19 protein-coding genes are annotated in these 17061 nt (G+C 35.1%); 10 read left to right on the top strand and 9 right to left on the bottom strand.

Annotated elements, in window-relative coordinates:
* Positions 1–90 precede the first annotated feature (90 nt).
* The 3 genes from CEQ21_RS07430 to CEQ21_RS07420 all read left to right on the top strand — a co-directional run bounded on the left by CEQ21_RS07430 (position 91) and on the right by CEQ21_RS07420 (position 3717).
* Positions 91–720, top strand: a complete 630-nt coding sequence (locus CEQ21_RS07430) for a WxL domain-containing protein (RefSeq protein ID WP_185763930.1) — start codon at positions 91–93, stop codon at positions 718–720.
* Positions 721–954: 234 nt separating this feature from the next.
* Positions 955–1974 (top strand): WxLIP family cell surface protein, encoded by a 1020-nt coding sequence (locus CEQ21_RS07425; RefSeq protein ID WP_185763929.1) that lies wholly within the window; start codon positions 955–957, stop codon positions 1972–1974.
* Positions 1975–2025: 51 nt separating this feature from the next.
* Complete coding sequence (locus CEQ21_RS07420; RefSeq protein WP_185763928.1) at positions 2026–3717, top strand: leucine-rich repeat domain-containing protein; 1692 nt, start codon at positions 2026–2028, stop codon at positions 3715–3717.
* A gap of 290 nt (positions 3718–4007) precedes the next feature.
* On the opposite strand, the gene CEQ21_RS07415 is transcribed toward CEQ21_RS07420, so the two are convergent.
* From CEQ21_RS07415 to CEQ21_RS07405, 3 genes are all read right to left on the bottom strand, one after another.
* On the bottom strand, positions 4008–4418 hold the full coding sequence (locus CEQ21_RS07415) for a cupin domain-containing protein (protein ID WP_144457863.1): 411 nt from the start codon (positions 4416–4418) through the stop codon (positions 4008–4010).
* A gap of 87 nt (positions 4419–4505) precedes the next feature.
* Positions 4506–5369 (bottom strand): aldo/keto reductase, encoded by an 864-nt coding sequence (locus CEQ21_RS07410; RefSeq protein ID WP_185763927.1) that lies wholly within the window; start codon positions 5367–5369, stop codon positions 4506–4508.
* Between the two features lie 208 nt (positions 5370–5577).
* On the bottom strand, positions 5578–6327 hold the full coding sequence (locus CEQ21_RS07405; protein ID WP_185763926.1) for a carboxymuconolactone decarboxylase family protein: 750 nt from the start codon (positions 6325–6327) through the stop codon (positions 5578–5580).
* 213 nt (positions 6328–6540) lie between these two features.
* Here CEQ21_RS07405 and CEQ21_RS07400 point away from each other — a divergent pair, with 213 nt between their 5' ends.
* Entirely contained in the window at positions 6541–7095 is a 555-nt protein-coding gene (locus CEQ21_RS07400; protein WP_185763925.1) for a TetR/AcrR family transcriptional regulator, read from the top strand.
* A 40-nt stretch (positions 7096–7135) separates the two neighbouring features.
* On the opposite strand, the gene CEQ21_RS07395 is transcribed toward CEQ21_RS07400, so the two are convergent.
* Both CEQ21_RS07395 and CEQ21_RS07390 read right to left on the bottom strand, forming a co-directional pair.
* The gene (locus tag CEQ21_RS07395; RefSeq protein ID WP_328593468.1) at positions 7136–8335 is read right to left on the bottom strand and encodes an MFS transporter; all 1200 of its coding nucleotides are present in this window, start codon (positions 8333–8335) and stop codon (positions 7136–7138) included.
* A gap of 54 nt (positions 8336–8389) precedes the next feature.
* Entirely contained in the window at positions 8390–9565 is a 1176-nt protein-coding gene (locus tag CEQ21_RS07390) for an MFS transporter (protein ID WP_185763923.1), read from the bottom strand.
* Positions 9566–9784: 219 nt separating this feature from the next.
* Between CEQ21_RS07390 and CEQ21_RS07385 the strand changes: the two genes are divergently transcribed.
* Both CEQ21_RS07385 and CEQ21_RS07380 read left to right on the top strand, forming a co-directional pair.
* Positions 9785–10210: a MerR family transcriptional regulator gene (locus CEQ21_RS07385; RefSeq protein WP_185763922.1), complete on the top strand. Its 426-nt coding sequence runs from the start codon at positions 9785–9787 to the stop codon at positions 10208–10210.
* A 268-nt stretch (positions 10211–10478) separates the two neighbouring features.
* On the top strand, positions 10479–10937 hold the full coding sequence (locus tag CEQ21_RS07380) for a CBO0543 family protein (RefSeq protein WP_185763921.1): 459 nt from the start codon (positions 10479–10481) through the stop codon (positions 10935–10937).
* Between the two features lie 425 nt (positions 10938–11362).
* Here CEQ21_RS07380 and CEQ21_RS07375 read toward each other — a convergent pair whose 3' ends face one another.
* The 4 genes from CEQ21_RS07375 to CEQ21_RS07360 form a co-directional block, all read right to left on the bottom strand.
* The gene (locus tag CEQ21_RS07375; RefSeq protein WP_185763920.1) at positions 11363–12187 is read right to left on the bottom strand and encodes an STAS domain-containing protein; all 825 of its coding nucleotides are present in this window, start codon (positions 12185–12187) and stop codon (positions 11363–11365) included.
* A 250-nt stretch (positions 12188–12437) separates the two neighbouring features.
* Positions 12438–12710 (bottom strand): hypothetical protein, encoded by a 273-nt coding sequence (locus CEQ21_RS07370; protein ID WP_185764138.1) that lies wholly within the window; start codon positions 12708–12710, stop codon positions 12438–12440.
* Position 12711: 1 nt separating this feature from the next.
* Positions 12712–13101, bottom strand: coding sequence for an SHOCT-like domain-containing protein (locus CEQ21_RS07365; protein WP_185763919.1), 390 nt, complete (start codon positions 13099–13101; stop codon positions 12712–12714).
* On the bottom strand, positions 13102–13476 hold the full coding sequence (locus CEQ21_RS07360) for a DUF2089 domain-containing protein (protein ID WP_185763918.1): 375 nt from the start codon (positions 13474–13476) through the stop codon (positions 13102–13104).
* Between the two features lie 302 nt (positions 13477–13778).
* Here CEQ21_RS07360 and CEQ21_RS07355 point away from each other — a divergent pair, with 302 nt between their 5' ends.
* From CEQ21_RS07355 to CEQ21_RS07340, 4 genes are all read left to right on the top strand, one after another.
* The gene (locus CEQ21_RS07355; protein ID WP_235907196.1) at positions 13779–14252 is read left to right on the top strand and encodes a DUF4825 domain-containing protein; all 474 of its coding nucleotides are present in this window, start codon (positions 13779–13781) and stop codon (positions 14250–14252) included.
* A gap of 208 nt (positions 14253–14460) precedes the next feature.
* Positions 14461–15264, top strand: a complete 804-nt coding sequence (locus tag CEQ21_RS07350) for an endonuclease/exonuclease/phosphatase family protein (protein WP_185763916.1) — start codon at positions 14461–14463, stop codon at positions 15262–15264.
* Between the two features lie 732 nt (positions 15265–15996).
* Entirely contained in the window at positions 15997–16530 is a 534-nt protein-coding gene (pssA, locus tag CEQ21_RS07345) for a CDP-diacylglycerol--serine O-phosphatidyltransferase (RefSeq protein ID WP_185763915.1), read from the top strand.
* The gene (locus CEQ21_RS07340) at positions 16521–17009 is read left to right on the top strand and encodes a DedA family protein (protein ID WP_185763914.1); all 489 of its coding nucleotides are present in this window, start codon (positions 16521–16523) and stop codon (positions 17007–17009) included. The genes pssA and CEQ21_RS07340 overlap by 10 nt, the downstream gene beginning before the upstream one ends.
* Positions 17010–17061 lie beyond the last annotated feature (52 nt).

Below are 17061 nucleotides of genomic sequence, written 5' to 3'. Positions count from 1 at the left end.
TATTGAGAATGAATTGCAAATTCCCCGTGATATAATCCTTCTTGCATTAACGAACAAATTTTTAGGTGAATTCAAGAGGAGGAATTGAAGATGAAGAAGAAAAAATTATTATTTGGAGGATTAGCATTAGCAGCATCACTGTTGCTGGTAACACCAGCTTTTGCCGATGATGCTGCTATTTCTGAAAGCAGCATCATTATTGGTCCTGGAAACGGACCGACAAAGCCAATTGATCCCGAACCACAGCCAGAGCCACCAGGAACAGGCAATACTGGCGAACTTACAATCGACTATGTCACTCCTTTAAAGTTCGAGGGTAAAATATCTGAAAAAGATGAAGTGTATATAACGACAGCACACAATCCTAATGTCCAAGTAACTGATAGACGTGGAACTGGAGAAGGCTGGTCATTACAAGTATCGGCAACACCATTTGTTGATGAAAATACCAATAAAACATTAAAGGGAGCACAATTGACATTACCTCAAGGGTCCGCCCGGACGCTTCCCGAAAATATCTCTCCTGCCCCAAAAGATTTAAGGAAAGTCGTATTAAGTGAAGAAACAAACATCCTCATGCAAGCTCAAAAAGATGAAGGAATGGGTACATGGATTGATAAATTCAATCCAATTGAGGTTACCCTATCTGTACCAACAGGCAACTATGTTGGAGATTATGTTTCTACTTTAAATTGGAGCCTTATTGCCGCGCCGCAATAATAAAGTTTAAAATTTCGACTCGAGTTGAGATGGTGAGGCTGTATCAACCGTTAGATAGTCCAGCTCTCGCACATGAATGTGCGAGAGCTGTGCCCCCTCATCTGAGATATTGTCGTCTTCTATCAAGACAACAAAAGCTAAGTCTCAGGAGTATTTCTGCACATGAACTTACAATATTAGTTTTTTTAAGATAATTTCGTTTTTCTTAGAAAGTTAAAGTATGGAGGAAAAGGAATGAAACGAAGCTTTTTTTTGTTACTCGTTTTAATCTTGATTGGTATCGGAATTAATTCGCAGGATGATAGAGCATTTGCTGCAACGATGGAATACTCAGTGAAAGCGAACCTGCCAGAAAATCAATTAAATAAAAATCTAAGCTATTTTGATTTAAAAATGAGCCCGGGAAATAAACAAACGATAACAATAACAGTTAGCAATACCTCTGACCGAAAAATGGAACTGATGATTGAAACAAATACTGCCACTACAAACCAAAATGGAGTCATTGACTATAGTAAAGCTGACAGCAAGAAAGACAGCTCTTTAAAGTATGCATTTTCAGACCTTATTTCTCCAAGTCAAAAAGTTATTTTGGAAGCAAACGAGACAAAAACGCTTCCATTTACTATTAAAATGCCAGAAAAATCACTTGATGGTGTGATATTAGGTGGTTTCTATATATATGAAGTTATTCAGGAGGACAAAAAAACCTCAGACAAAAGTGTGCAAATTAATAACGAATTTTCTTATGTCATTGGTGTAAAATTAACGGAAACAAATAAATTGGTTACTCCGGAATTACAGTTAAACAAGGTGAAGCCGGAATTATTAAATTATCGAAATGCAGTGACAGCAAATTTACAAAATATTAAACCAGTCATTATTAATAACTTAACTGTGGATGCCCGTATTACGAAAGAAGGAGAACAAAAAGTCCTCCATCTAACGAAAAAACAATCCTTATCAATGGCCCCTAATTCCAACTTTGATTTTCCGATAAGCTGGGATAATCAGGAGTTTGAACCTGGAAAATATCATTTATATATAACTGCGACTGCCGGCAAGGACACATGGGAATTTGACAAAATGTTTGAAATTAAAGATACTGCTGCAGAAAAACTTAATTTAACAGCAGTCAAAGCAAAAAAAGAATATAGCAAAATTATTATTTGGTCAGCTTCCGTACTAGCAGCAGTTCTACTTATCACTATTTTACTTGTAAAAAACAAAAGAAAACCTAAAGAAGAGGATTAGATTTTTTTGTTTTCATTAAGTGAAAGCATTTCTTAAGGGAGAGACTACCAAATGCGCAAAAATAGAAGAAGCTTGCTGAGTAATCGGGTTATCTCATGTTTGATGGCAGCTTTAATAGTAATATTATCAATAATGACAGTTTTCGTTCCTCCCCATCAAGCATACGGGGCAGACCAGACAATCCACGAGATTTTCCCAGATGATTACTTAGCTAAAGAGATGGCAAATATTTTAAATAAAAACGAGAATACGAGTGTTCCTGTTTCAATGGAAGAATTACAAGGTATTACAAGATTAGTGCTGATTGATAAAGGAATACAAAATATAACAGGACTAGAAAGGCTGACTCAGCTAGAGGAGTTAGATCTTACAAACAACCAAATAAAAGACATAAGTTCGTTGAAGAATTTAGGGAATCTAAATTCGTTAAGTATTTCTTACAACCAAATAAGTGATATAAGTACTTTAAAAGATTTGCATCTCAAGGGCTTTGAAGCTGGAGGTCAACAAATTTATCTTTCGGAAGGAATAACGGGTAATCCTACAGATCTTGTATTGGCTGGCTTAGACGGGTCAGTACCTAATATTACCTACGAAATTGGCCAAGGGAATTACAATCACAATCAGTTAATATGGGATACAGCAGGACAAAATGTATCAACTTGGAATCTCGAAAGTAATAATTCTTTTAATGGAACTGTTCATCAAACTATAACGGAGTCTTTTAATTTTGTCCCCGAATTGACGATTGATGTAGCGGGACCAATATATCTATCTGTTGGTGAAGAATACTTAGTAAAGGGAACCTGGAAAGATTTAGATCATCCTACAAATACCATCTCATCTGAGTTAAATGGTATTATGCTTGGAACAGAGGTACTAGATAATGGGGGGGAATTAGAGTCGCTTGAATGGAGTTATCCTATTCATGCAGGTGAGTTGAATTTAGGAGAAAATAACTTGGTTATAACACTAGCAGATCCGTCAGGTGGAGTTTCAAATGTTCAGTTAACAATCATTGTCGAAAGTCCTCCTTCCATCACTTTCAAGGATGCAAATAATGAAGTCACCGTTGATAATGGAGCCGGCTATACTATTACAGGAACTTGGAAGGACTTAGATAGTGATGAAGTTGATTTATACTATGTTCTTGGTAAAAACGGTCCTATAATGTTTGCTGATAATGTACTTAACGACACTGACAAAGGGAATGATATTGATTTTGAGTTTGAAATTCCAGCTGAACTGCTATCAATTGGTACACATAAATTGCAAATCTATGCTATTGATGATACAGATAGACAATCTAATGTTCGAATAACAACGCTTAAGGTAGTTGGTGAATTGAAGTTTGACCATGTACCGGATAATGTGAGTTTTGACAACACAGAAATTTCCGGAGAGCGCGTTTTTTCAAAGAGAAGCGATAATTGGGGAATTGTGGTATTGGATACTCGCGGACAAGGAAGCACCTTTCGTTTAACAGCGACTTTAACGGACGAGTTTACGACCAGTGAAGGCCATAAATTAGAAAATGCCTTAAAGTATATTGACAATAATGGTGAGGAAATAAATATGGAAATTGGCATCGCGACAAAAGTCTATGAAGCTATTACAAAGGAACAGCAAATTATCCCCGTGAACTGGGAGGAAGATAAAGGGCCATTATTATTAATCGAACCATATGTGTATAAAGGGCAATATACCGCTACAATTAATTGGAACTTAATTGATGCACCGTAATAAACTCTTCCATAAATAAAAGAGACACAGGCTACCACCATAAATAATGAATATCCGAAGCCAAACAGAGTTTGCTTTATTTCGTACTAACTACCCACAAGAATGTTTCCATTACGGCTATGGATAGTCCTGTACAAAGCAGTCTTTAGCTCTTAGTTCTTATTATTTTCAGTCTAGCGAAGCTGTCAGATAGCAAAAATAAATGGTCTGTCTTAAGAAATGCTCGTTTATATAGCAGTCTTGGATAATGCAAAAAAAGCCTTGCTCTGCAGGGCTTTTTTTCTCGTTTATTATGTTAACTTGTTATACTCCTCATCTGTTACTGGTTCTAGCCATTCAGGTGTACCTGCAGTGATTGCAATATGCTCAAACCAACTGTCCTTTGCAGCGCCATGCCAGTGTTTCACTCCGTCATGTGTGATAATAACATCACCAGCCTGTAAGAATTGAGCTGGTTTTCCTTCCTCCTGATACCAGCCTTCACCGCCAGTTACTAGTAATAGCTGAAAACCATTACGGTGAACATGCCAGTTGTTTCTGCAGCCAGGTTCAAAAGTTACATTTCCGACACCAACACTCACTTTAGGGTCAGCAATTAATGTCTTAAGGTAACTTTGTCCAACGAAAAATTGGGAGAATGCTTCATTTTTTTCACCCGCTGGGAAAATCACGCCATTTTTAACGTTTTCATGCTTTATCATTAATATTCCTCCTAAATACATTATTTAATTTGTTGCAACCAATTTATTGATTTTTCAACATTATTTTCCAATTCAGTGACTACTTGATTATTTTAGTTTTCCACCGAATACTGGGAAAAAACTATGCTCCCCATAATTTTGAATAGGCTCTGCATTTTTCAAAAGCTCCATATCTGCGTCGCTGATAACAAAATCAAGCTTTGCATTTATACTCATGTGATTAGGATTAGCCGTTTTTGGAATTACTACAAGACCAAGCTGGATATCATAACGGAGGCATAGCTGAGCAACAGATACGCCATATTTATCAGCTATGACTTTAACCTCAGCATTCTCAAGAACTGCACCGTGTGCGATTGGTGAATATGCCTCTACGAGGATGTCATTCTTCTGGCAGAATTCAATCAACTCCAAAGGAGTATTGCTAACATGCGCTAATATTTGATTTACCATAGGCTTAATCTCACAGCTTGCAAGAATATTTTCAATATCATCCTGCAGGAAGTTAGAAAGCCCTATTGCCTTTACCTTGCCTTTCTTATAAGCATCCTCCAAAGCAGCCCATACTTGCTTGTTTTCCTCAAAGTAGCGGCTCTCCTCGCGGAACTCCTTCCAAGGCTGTGGACTGTGGATAATCACAAGGTCAATGTAATCCAGTCCCATCTTTGTTAATGACTCATCAATAGACTGCGTAACTGACTCATAGCTTTTGGCTTCTGCCACAACCTTTGTTGTGATGAAAAGTTCTTCTCTTGCAACACCGCAAGAATGGATACCTTCTCCTACGCCAGCCTCATTCATATAGGCTTGAGCAGTATCAATATGACGATATCCAATAGCTATCGCGTCCACGACTGCCTGTGCTGCTTGTGCATCGTTAAGCAGCCATGTGCCAAGACCTAATTTGGGGATTTCTATCCCATTTGCTAATTTGTAAGTTTCATTAAACATGCCTTTGTCTCCTTGCATTGTTACTTTTTAGAGTACTTGTCTTTTATAATTTGGTATCTCATTTTTCATTAAAACTTTCTTTAGAAACATTGAATGCTATACTCTACAGGATTCATTGAAGCTTTACCTGCTTGTACAAGTAACTTCTTTTTTAATGATTCCGTGCGTGAGGTAAAAGATGAAAATAAATGAAAGCAATATTCTAGTTTCAAGGGTTACTTTCATTAATGCAAGCTAATGCATTCAATGTTCTTGGGAACCCCATATATGGTAAACAGTGAGTAATAGCGGTAATTAGCGTTTCCTTTTCGTTGCCCACATTTAAGTTTCCTTGCACATGTGCCTTCACTTGGCCTTCTGCCCCACATAAGGAACTGACAATACAGAGGGTTAATAACTCTCTTGTTTTTAAATCAAGTCCATTGCGTGTGTAGAAATCTCCAAAACAAAAAGCGGAAAGATAATCTTGAATATGTCTTTGATTTGCTGGAGCCTTTTCTCTCATTTTTGTAATTACATCACCAAAAATCTCTACTTGGATAGCAAGCCCTTTTGAAAGTCGCGTATCTTCATCTACAGTTGTCTGACTTTCAATTGGTAAGGAAATATTATGAGCTTTAAATACCTCGTTCACTTCATTGATAGCATTCAATGTTTTTGGGAATCCAATATACGGTGCACATTGGTAAACAGCCTCTTTGATTTCAACAGGTGTTAGGCCAATATTTAATGCAGCATTAACATGTGCTTTAAGCTGGGGAAGTGTCTGATTAGTAGTTAAAACAACTATAGTGATCAGTTCACGCATTTTATCATCAAGCTTCCCTTGAAAAAACACCTCGCCAAAAATAAACCTGCTTAAGATGTTTTGAAACTCAGGATCTGTAGAATAGGAGGCAGGTTCTCCCTTGCCAAAAAGTTGTTCGTATTTTTCCATACTTTTTTCCATACGGTCCATATTTACCCCTCCTATGCTATTAAATTTACACATTAACATTTGCGCAGTTAGTTAATGGATTGAGTAAAATACATTTTGGTGCATTATCGCACATTTGTGTATAATTATAATCGATATTAGAATACCTACAATGACCAATTTCGATAGATTTGTGTTTTAATGCACGGATTATGGTGAATTGTGCATTTTTTAATAGAAAGATTGGTGATATGTATGAAGGAGAACAAGGTGGATAGAAGGATAATCAAATCACAGGAAGCTATCAAGAATGCTTTTATTGCAATGATGACTGAAAAAGCTATTGATGAAATTACGATCCAAGATATTGCCGATAAAGCAAATGTTGGCAGGAGAACAGTTTATCTGCATTATTTAGATAAATATGATTTACTCGAAAAGCTGATTGAAGGGCATATCGGCGAATTAAGAAAACTATGCGAATCAGCATCAGAATTGAGCTTTGCAGAAGGAAATCTTATGTGGTTTGAATACTTTGAACGTCATTCCTCCTTTTTTTCGGCTATGTTTGCAAGTAAAGGGGCACCGGTTTTTCGCAGTCAATTTATAAAGTTTGTGATGGAAGAGCTAGAAGCTGAAGTGGATGTAGATAATGGTCAGAATCAGGGGTTAAGTAAGGATTTAATCCTTAAATTTTTTGCTGCAGCAATAGTAGAAATAGTAGAAGCATGGTTTACCAATGAATTATCTGAGTCTACTCAGGCCGTGGCAGCACAAGTAGGAATTTTATTAGATAGAAATTTTGATTAAAAAAACCGATTCTCTCCTAGAAAAGGGAGAATCGGTTTTTTTATAAAGCTCTTTTAGCTGCTTTATTATTATGAGGGATAGAGTCATTATATAATAAACGCTTTACTAAAAAGATAAACACCAGTAGGGAAAATACAACTGCAACAGCACTAACTGTAAACAATGCCTGATAACTCATATACTGAGAAATCCAGCCTAGCATCATGGCACCAAGCCCGATGCCAAGGTCTGCACCGGTGGCAAATGATGCGTTGGCAACGCCTGTGCGGTCTGGACTTACTAGACGGATTGTTGCAGCTTGAAGTGCCGGCTGTGCAGAACCAAAGCCAATTCCGTACATAATCGCTGATATGATTATTCCTAATAAATTAGTTGAAAAGCTTAAGATAATCAAAGCCGAGATTGTAATTACTTGAGCCGGGATAATAACAAAGGCCTCACCGTGCCGGTCAGAGAGCTTTCCTGCAATTGGACGAGTTAAAACAAGGGTTGCTGCATAGACAAGAAAGAAAGTGCCTGAATTTACTTTGATGGAATCAGCAAACAGAGGTATGTATGTAGTAATACCACCATAGGAAATAAATAGTAAAAATACGGATAGTGTAATAGGAAACACTGACTTATCAAAGAGTTCTATTTTCCTTGTATTAGCTTTAGGTGTGGCCTTTATTTTTGCGCCAAAGGTTAAAGCTAGTGCAGCAACAGAGAGTAGAACGGCGAATCCAAATAGTGATTCGTACGAGTGATTATTAGCGACTGCCAGACCAAGCATGGGACCGATTGCCATAGCAACAGTCATCGCCATTCCTGACCAGCCCATGCCTTCTCCTCGGCGTGTAGTCGGAATTAAATCAGTAACTGCCGTGCTTATGGAGGTTGTGGAAACAGCCCAGGTAAATCCGTGTATTATTCTAATCGCCATTAAGACAGCAAGTCCGCTAACCCAATTGTACATAAACATTGTTGCAGCAAAAAGCAGCAATCCCCAAATAATAAATGGCCTCCTGCCAAACCGGTCCAGCAGTCCACCTACAAAAGGACGGAATAAAACAGACGTAAGCATAAACGCCCCCATCGCCAGACCTACCTGCGACTCTGTGCCCCCATTTTCCTTAATGAACAAAGGGAGAGTGGGGTAAAGCATATAGAAGGCAGTAAATAGAAAAAACATGCCAGTTATCATGAAAATATATGACTTCGTCCAGAGGCGTTCCATAAAGCATCTCTCCTTAGGTTTAATTCCTTGATAAGGATTAAAAACATTTCCCTATTTATAGTGCTGAACCTATTTGTACTAATTAATTCCGGTTAATTGTTTGCCGGGTCTTATCATGTAATTAGTAAGTAAGATAGAACCAAGGCTTAAGATTAAGAATAGGATACCACCAATAACAATATATTGTGTTCCTAACCCAGATATGAAAAGGCCACCAATTGCAGTTCCGATCGTTATACCTAGATTACCACCAGATAAAAACAGACCATTAGCGAAATCTGGGGCTTCAGGGGCAGCATGGGTCATGGAATATTGATTTATCATACTACCTACAGAAAATAAAATCCCCCATAAAAAAATAGTGACGATCATCGTACTGGGAGTTTCTCCTGTAACAAACGACAATAGGTAGGCTATTCCTAATACAACTGGAAATAAAGTTGTCGTTTTTATTGGAGTTCTGCTTAACAGATTACCGCCGATAAAATTACCTAAAAGGCTTGCTAAACCAAAAATAAATAACATGATACTTAAAAAATTACCTGATATATTGGTGACGTTTTCGAGATATTCTGCAATAAAACTATTTACACCTGATGTTGCACTGCCTATAAAAATGACAGTTGCTATCGCTGTCCAAACAAGTGGCTTTTTTAACACATTTAATTGAGCTCCGTAAGACAGCTTTTCTTTAACTGGCAGGGAGGGAACAAAGAATAATGTAGCAAGTAAGGCTAAGGCGTTAAGGATAGCAAAGAATAACATTGCCACCTCTAAGGAAGTCCCATTACCAATAAAGTTAGTGATTGGAACACCGAGAATCATTCCTGCATTCACACCCATCATTACTTTAGAAACCGCCTTTGGTGCTTCCTCTTTACGAACGGAAGCGGCAGCGGCTGTTAAGGCTAAAGAGCAATAGACAGGATGAAAAAAGGCAGGTATAACCCGTGCGAGTAAGAGAACAGTAAAGTTTGAAGCAAATATCGAAACGATGTTCCCTAAAAGGAAAAGACCGAGTACTAGTATCATTACTTTTTTTCGATTGATACCAGAAAATAATAGCGGCATTATAGGCCCTGAAATTGCCACAGCTAAGGCAAAGAGACTAACTAGAAGAGATGCTTTAGCTATACTTATCTGATAATAATCTGCAATTAAAGGCAATATGCCAACAATACCCATTTCAGTTGTTAAAATACCAAAAACCCCTAGAGCTAAAATAAAGATATACAAATTGTTTCGTGTAGGCATAAAACACCGGCTTTCATAAATATTTTCTGAAGTTGTCTAACTGCTTAAATCTGTTTTAGATGTGTAACAGGCAGCTTCTCCTTTCTTTTTTAATTGCAGTCTTAGGTCCGCTGTTTACATCTGAAGTAACTTCAACTAATATTAGCCTAACGTCTTCGTGTAGCACGAAGTCAAGGAGTTCTACACTAAAAATCTAATTTATAAAGAGGAGATTTTATTATGTTATCAGTGAAAGAGGTTGCTAATTTACTGGATATAACGGAACATACTGTTCGCTACTACACGGATAAGGGATTAGTTCCGAGCTTGAAGCGTGATAAAAATAATAATCGTCTATTTGATGAGGAGTCTATTAATTGGCTTAAAGGAGCAAAGTTTTTAAAACAAGCGGGGATGTCCGTCGCATCCATTAAGAATTATATTGAATTGTGCTTGCAAGGGGATGCTACGATTCCACAACGTTATCAAATTATTATGGAACAACAAGCGATTGCACTTGCTAGGCTTGAGGAAGCAACTGCCATCGCAAAGCAAATGGAGGCGAAAGCAAAACATTATCAGGGTATCATGAACCGTGATATACCAGACGATATGAACCCTGGAAAATGGGAGGGCAATAAACATAAGGTAGAAGTTCAACAATAAATCCGATTTAAAATAGCTGCACAACTTTATTATTAGTATATATATTCAAATATGCCCACACATTAATTAATCAAAGGAATACTATGTAGAGTACTTCTGTAATGGAAGTATTCCTCGATAATACGATACTTTGTCAACCGATTAAAGGTTGACCCTTTTACATAATTATTTAAATAACATATTCAACTATACTTGCACATGTATTTTATAAAAAAACTTAGGGGAAAATATAGCAGTATAAAGGTCACAGATCGGACGGAGTATTTATATGCTGTTTCTACTTCTTACAGTCATCATGCTAAATGTAATAGCCTTTTTGATTCCAAAGAAGATTAGTAAAATTGAACTCTTAGCGACAACTTTGTTTGCTTCCTACCTGCAAGTTATTACGGATGTTTATTTGGACGTTAAATATGACTTATATGGTTACTTTGATAAAGGTGCTGATTGGGGTGCGTTTATTTATATTTTGGGCATATATCCTGCAATCAATGTGATTTTTTTAAATTATTATCCATCTAGAAAGCAATTGTATAAACAGGCGATATATATTTTACTTTGGAGTGCGTTAGCCATGCTTTATGAAAAACTGTTTATTTTGACTGGAACCTTTTATTTAAACGGCTGGAAGCATATTTACTCTGTTTTTACTTATCCTGTTTTATATATCCTGTTAATGCTATTTCATAAAACAATAATAAAGTATGTGAAGGAAAGTAAGCTTTAAAAGTGTAGTAATCAGAAATTCAAGTGTTTGGCGATTCCTATTGGCAGGGGAATTGTACAAAAAAACACCATCCCAGCATGGTGTTTTTACTTTATTCTAACAATAATCTCTTCATATTTGGCAAGTATTATCGAGTTAGTAGCAGTGTTCTGAATTTCTAATAGTCCATTTTCATAGTTAAAGAAAATACGATGAATTTTACCCTGATATATTACTTTCTGACCAAATTCAATATGGCATCATCCTAAATAAATAGATTCAGAAAAATAATACTTGTAGATACAAAAAAAGGGCATATTCGTATGTCTGCAAATAATATTATTTTAAAGTTACTCAAACATAACATACATTATTCGACTTTGTACAATGATGTAGCTTATTTTTGTTGTTAGTGTTATACAAAAAGACGTACACACTAGCAACTATTATATAGCCTGAATCGCTTTAATTGCTTTATGCAGGCTTGAATAGGTTATGATATTATGTTTAAAGAGACCAAGCTGCACCATCGTTTGGGCTATTTCTGGACGTATGCCTGAAAGGATTGTTTCTACACCAACTAATTTTAATGCATCGACTACTCTAAAAAGATGATTCGCGACCATTGTGTCGATAATTGGCACACCAGATAAATCGATGAAAATATGAGATAATCCTAGCTTGGAAACAGAAGACAATGCTTTTTCCATAAGCTCTAGAGATCTCCTTGTATCAATATCTCCAACTAACGGAATTATTCCCATTTCTTGTGTAACTTGAATGACTGGTACCGACAGCTCAATAGCAGTTATTTCTGCTGCTTGTATCCGCGATAAATAGCTTTTAGAATAGGACAGACTAAGTAAATGTACCGCACGGTCAACAATTGAATCAAAATTGGAGAGGATATGATAAAAATCTGCGATTGATATTTCATGATGAATCGCTTCATTTTTTATGATTTCTCCAATTGTATTACGATAATATCTGACCTCTTCAATTCCTAAGTCTAATGGCAAGTTTAATTCAACTAATAAATTTACGCCATCATTACCCCAGCTTGTTAAATGAGCATAAGTCTGCTCCAAGTCATCAGAAATAGATTTTGCAAAAATATCTATAAGATTTTCTCTCCACGCTTTTAATTTCATATCGACTTCGTTCGAATAATGATTCAGATCAGAATTAAATCTTTGTTTTGCTAAGTTAGCTTTGTCACTAGTAATGTTATTACATAACCCATCCACAAAACTTTTAGTTGTTAAATTCAAATAAAAACCGCCTTTTATTATATTTACAATAATTATAGCAAATAACTATTAGGACGACATTATATAGTAAAAATTACCTATGTTATGAAGAAGTAACTTTTATCTTTGTTCTTTGTTCTGAAAAATATTCAGTGTGTTTAAGCTGTCATAACAAGAAATTCGCCAATAATCCCTTTACCAAAAATAAAGAGAAATGTACCAAAATACAAACAAAAAAAAGCACAATTCCAGAATCATTTGGAAGTATGCTTTATAATCTAACAGATACCTCTGTTCCGTCTTTTAGACTTGTTTCAACAAGCAGGAGACCTTTTTGTTTGGAAAGTTCCTTCAGAAAAGGCTTCAAATCATCCTTGTTTATATACGGAATTTGAAACTTCTTCTTAGCTTTTTCTTCAATGATACGATTTGCCAGCATTAGAATTCTTTTTGATGTAATAATTCTAACGAATAAATGTAATAAGGCATAAGGAACGGGAATAGTAAACCGTCTAGAGTTAACTTTGATTTTAACCTTTATCATATTACTCAATTGTAACCAGCACTTTGTCACCGTTTGCTGCCGTTACGTCGACAATTTGCCCATCCAATTCATTATCAATTGCATCAATTAACAATTCAATATCAATATCCTTTACATATTTTTCAGATTGAGGAATCCTTTCTGCAATACTGCTTCCAACGTTTAATACAGCTTTGATAAGTTTGATGGGAAGATTAACATTTACATTGTCACCTTCTTCTGAAATAACACGGATTTTAAGCATTTTATTTAAATAGGAATTAGAGTTTTGTTTGGTTAATGTAACTTGTTTTCCTTTACCTTGCAGAACATCAATTAATTCAGCAGCCTTCTCTTTATCTAATTTTCCGTCTTCCAGCATTGTTAATACTCTTGAAATTTCCTCACTCATTTACGCTTCCTCCCCATTTAATATCCCAATAGCTTCCTCAGCCGTTATTTCGCCTTGCTCAAGCATTAGGATTATCTTTTTACGATCAACTTTTTCCGTCTTTTTAGCTGTTGAATAGCCTAGTGCAGAGATAATGTCATCTAACTTTCCGCGTACGGTAGGATATGATATTCCAAGATCTTTTTCGACTTCTTTAATGTTTCCGCGACATTTTAGGAATGTTTCAATAAAACTAAGCTGTTCACTGTTAAGATTTGCGAAATTAGAAAGCTCAAATTCATTTTCAATAGTAGTATGACAATGAGTACACTGCAGCTTTGTTATTTTTAATTGTTTACTACAAACAGGGCACTCTGAAATAAGAGGATATGCCATAATTCCCTCCTTCGTTATTAATAATTTAATAATACATCAATTTATTTAAAAAATGAATATGTAAATTAAAAATTATAAGGTTTGAGTTAATTATATTTAAAATATTTAATTTCATCATTAAAAATTTTGATAAAAGGTATTGGGGTCTAAAATAAATGCTTTGAATCCATTATTAACTTTGAAACGTAGGTAATAATAAGAACTAAATGGTTGGTAAAATGTGTCTATTGTAGAATCACTGCGTACGATTGAAGAAAGGTTCGCTATGCATGTGGTGGTTTTCTATGAAGGGAGGATTAAAATTGATAAAAAATAAAAAATACTTGTTCGCTTCTGTGATAATATTGCTTTTTTTAAGTGGTTGCAATGCAGAGCATACAGATAAAGATATTATTCAATATAAGGATTCATATGTTGGTGATAACAGTGCGGTTGGAAATATTATCAACAAGTTACCAGGTGCACAGGAATTCTCGGGCTTGGAGCTTAAAACAAAAGAAGAACCGTATGGCATAATCGTAAATTATGGTTGGGAAAAATCTGAGTACCAATATAAAGAATTAGTAATATACAATACAACATTTTTATTTACTCTTGTTAAAAATGTTGATTGGATAACGGTTAAATCTGAACACTATGAATATACAGTTACGAAAGAAGACTTACAAAAGTGGTACGGAAAAGACTTCAATAAGATTGCAACCGAAAAAGAGCTGAAAAAACTAATCCAAAGTAATTTAAGTAATGAAAATAAAGTTAGTGAGTTTTTAGACTAACAGTTATGAGGTATCGTACACCTCATATATATGCAATATCAATTTTAAAGGATTAAATAAGTCACTTATTTAATAAATAAATGTATCCACCAATACATTTAACTTGGTGGATACAAGAAAACTAGTATACCGAAACGCTGACGCTTATTAAACAAGTTAAATAAGGGGCGCTCTTTTCATCTAACAAGTTAATAAAAGGAGTATATACATGAAGCTTTTAACACTTAACTGTCACTCGTGGCAGGAGGAGAATCAAGAGGAAAAGATAGTACATATAGTACAAGCTATAAAGGAAAATTCATATGATGTTATTGCTTTACAGGAAGTGAACCAAGTATTTAAAGACAGAACTAAAAATGGAATTGTTAAGCTTAAAAGCAATAATTTTGCAGTAGCTTTACTGGAGGAACTTAAAAAACTAGGAGAAGAAGGGTATTCTCTTTTGTGGGATTTTTGTCATTTGTATGAAAGCTTTGAAGAAGGTTTAGCTATTATTACAAAACATCCAGTAGTAGAAAAGCATTCCTTTTATGTCTCATCAATAAAAGACTTTAATAATTGGAAGACAAGAAAAATAGTTGGAGCAACCATTCAATATGGTGAACAACAATTGACCTGTTACTCCTGTCATATGGGGTGGTGGCATGACAAGGAAGAACCATTTATACATCAGGCAGAAATGCTTTTTAAAAATGTTAATATGGATAAAACTTCTTTTTTTATGGGTGACTTTAATAATGATGCCTTCATTAGCAATGAGGGATATGAATATTTACTAAATAATGGACTAATTGACACATATAATCTTGCAGAAAGAAAAGATGATGGTGTAACGGTTCGAGGCGAAATTGCGGGTTGGGAGGGGAATGTTTTGCGCAAAAGAATAGACTTAATTCTAACAAATAAACCAGTTAAAGTAGCGTATTCCAAAGTCATTTTTAATAACATAAATAAACCAATTGTTTCCGATCACTTCGGTGTTGAAGTGAAGCTTGATATTCTTTGGAAATAATTATGTGAATTTTCATAAAGGGATGGATAGTTAGATATTATATGTAAAGTAGAAGTGACAGGCAGTATCCAATCAATAGTTCATATAGCACTAAATTAAAACGAAAGAGGGATTCCTTACAAATAGGAACCTTTTTTTGTTGGTTAAACAAAAATAATGCCTCAGCAATAGCATTAGATTCTCTGTATACCGTAGTTAAAATTCTACTTGAATTAGCAGAAGCGTAATTGTCATATTTTAGTGTACTATATAATGGAAATTTCTAAGAGTTTTTAAGTAATTTAATGGTATATGAGCATGCCACTTTAACAAAAATACATTGTCGAAACGTCAACGAAATCATATATTTCATGAGATTAAAAAAACTAAACCACTTTGAGCCGAATTTATTATTCGCACTTTGTCAGAGACTAATATAGGTATCACAACAAAAAGAATTAGAATGGAAGTCAGCAAAAAAAGGAGTTACCCTTTTAATTTTATTATAAAATAATTAAATAAAAATCATATTCTTAAGGAAAACACATAGAATACACATCTAATTTTTATAATATTGAAGAATAATAAGATAGCTTTTCCTATAAAAAGAGTTGGAAGTTTTAATCCAAACTGCTTTTCATTCACTACGTAAACGGTAGTTAATACAAATTAACCATTGAAAAGATAGTAAATTGGAGAGAATATACTTAAGAGAATGAATAGGTTAATGACTATTTGGAGGTCGGTTATATTTTGAGTTATTTAGCTAATATAATTACCATATGTAACTTTATTTGTGGTGTATTATCTATCTATTCCTGTGTTTCAAATAATACATTTTCTGCGATGGTATTTATTTGCTTAGGAATGGTGTTTGATCTTTTTGATGGCAGGGTAGCTCGAAGATTTAACACTGTATCAGAGATGGGAAAAGAGCTTGATTCATTTTCTGATTTAGTGACTTTTTGTATTGCGCCGTCAATATTAGCATACAGTGTTGTTTTACACGAACTAGCTCATGTCGGTTTGATATGTACACTTATATTCAGCATATGTGGACTACTAAGATTAGCACGGTTTAATGTCGAACAAAGTAACTTGTCTGTATTTATTGGATTGCCAGCACCATGTGCGGCCCTGATATTGTTAGTGTTAATTTCTGTGCATAGTCCATTTGTAGTGGCTGTAGGTATGTGTATCCTGTCATTATTAATGGTAAGTAAGCTGGAAATTCCTAATTTTAAGAAGCAAGACAGTGAAAAAGTGGAAATAAACGGATGGAAATAGCTAACCACCTTATCAGTCAATATGGTTACTTTGCCATCTTTATCATGCTGACATTAGGGATCTTTGGATTGCCAATTCCAGATGAAGCACTTATGACGTTATTAGGCTACTTTACACATATAGGAACGCTCAATTATGGACTAACCATTTTCATCGCAACGCTCGGAGCTTTTCTTGGCATGGTAATTAGCTATATCATCGGTAAAAAAGCTGGAAGGCCTTTAATAAATAAACTTGGAAAATGGCTAAGAATAAAAGAAAGTAGAATCCTAAAAGTAGAGGCATGGATAAGGAGATTTGGCCCTTATTCCCTGTTAATCGCCTATTTTATCCCAGGTGTTCGTCATTTAACATTTTATTTTTGTGGTATCGCGCATATGAGATTAAGAACATATATGTTGTATGGCGGAATAGGAGCATTAGTGTGGTGCTTTATCTTCATTACAATTGGTAAATTATTAAATATAATGTGGGTTTAAAGAACTTACCACAATAGCTTGCTTCCATAAAGTAAGATGTATTTTTGAATGC

The organism is Niallia circulans (assembly GCF_007273535.1).
Classification (GTDB): domain Bacteria; phylum Bacillota; class Bacilli; order Bacillales; family Cytobacillaceae; genus Niallia; species Niallia circulans_B.
Note: the sequence above shows the minus strand (reverse complement) of the source record. Positions and strands in the feature narration are given on the sequence as shown.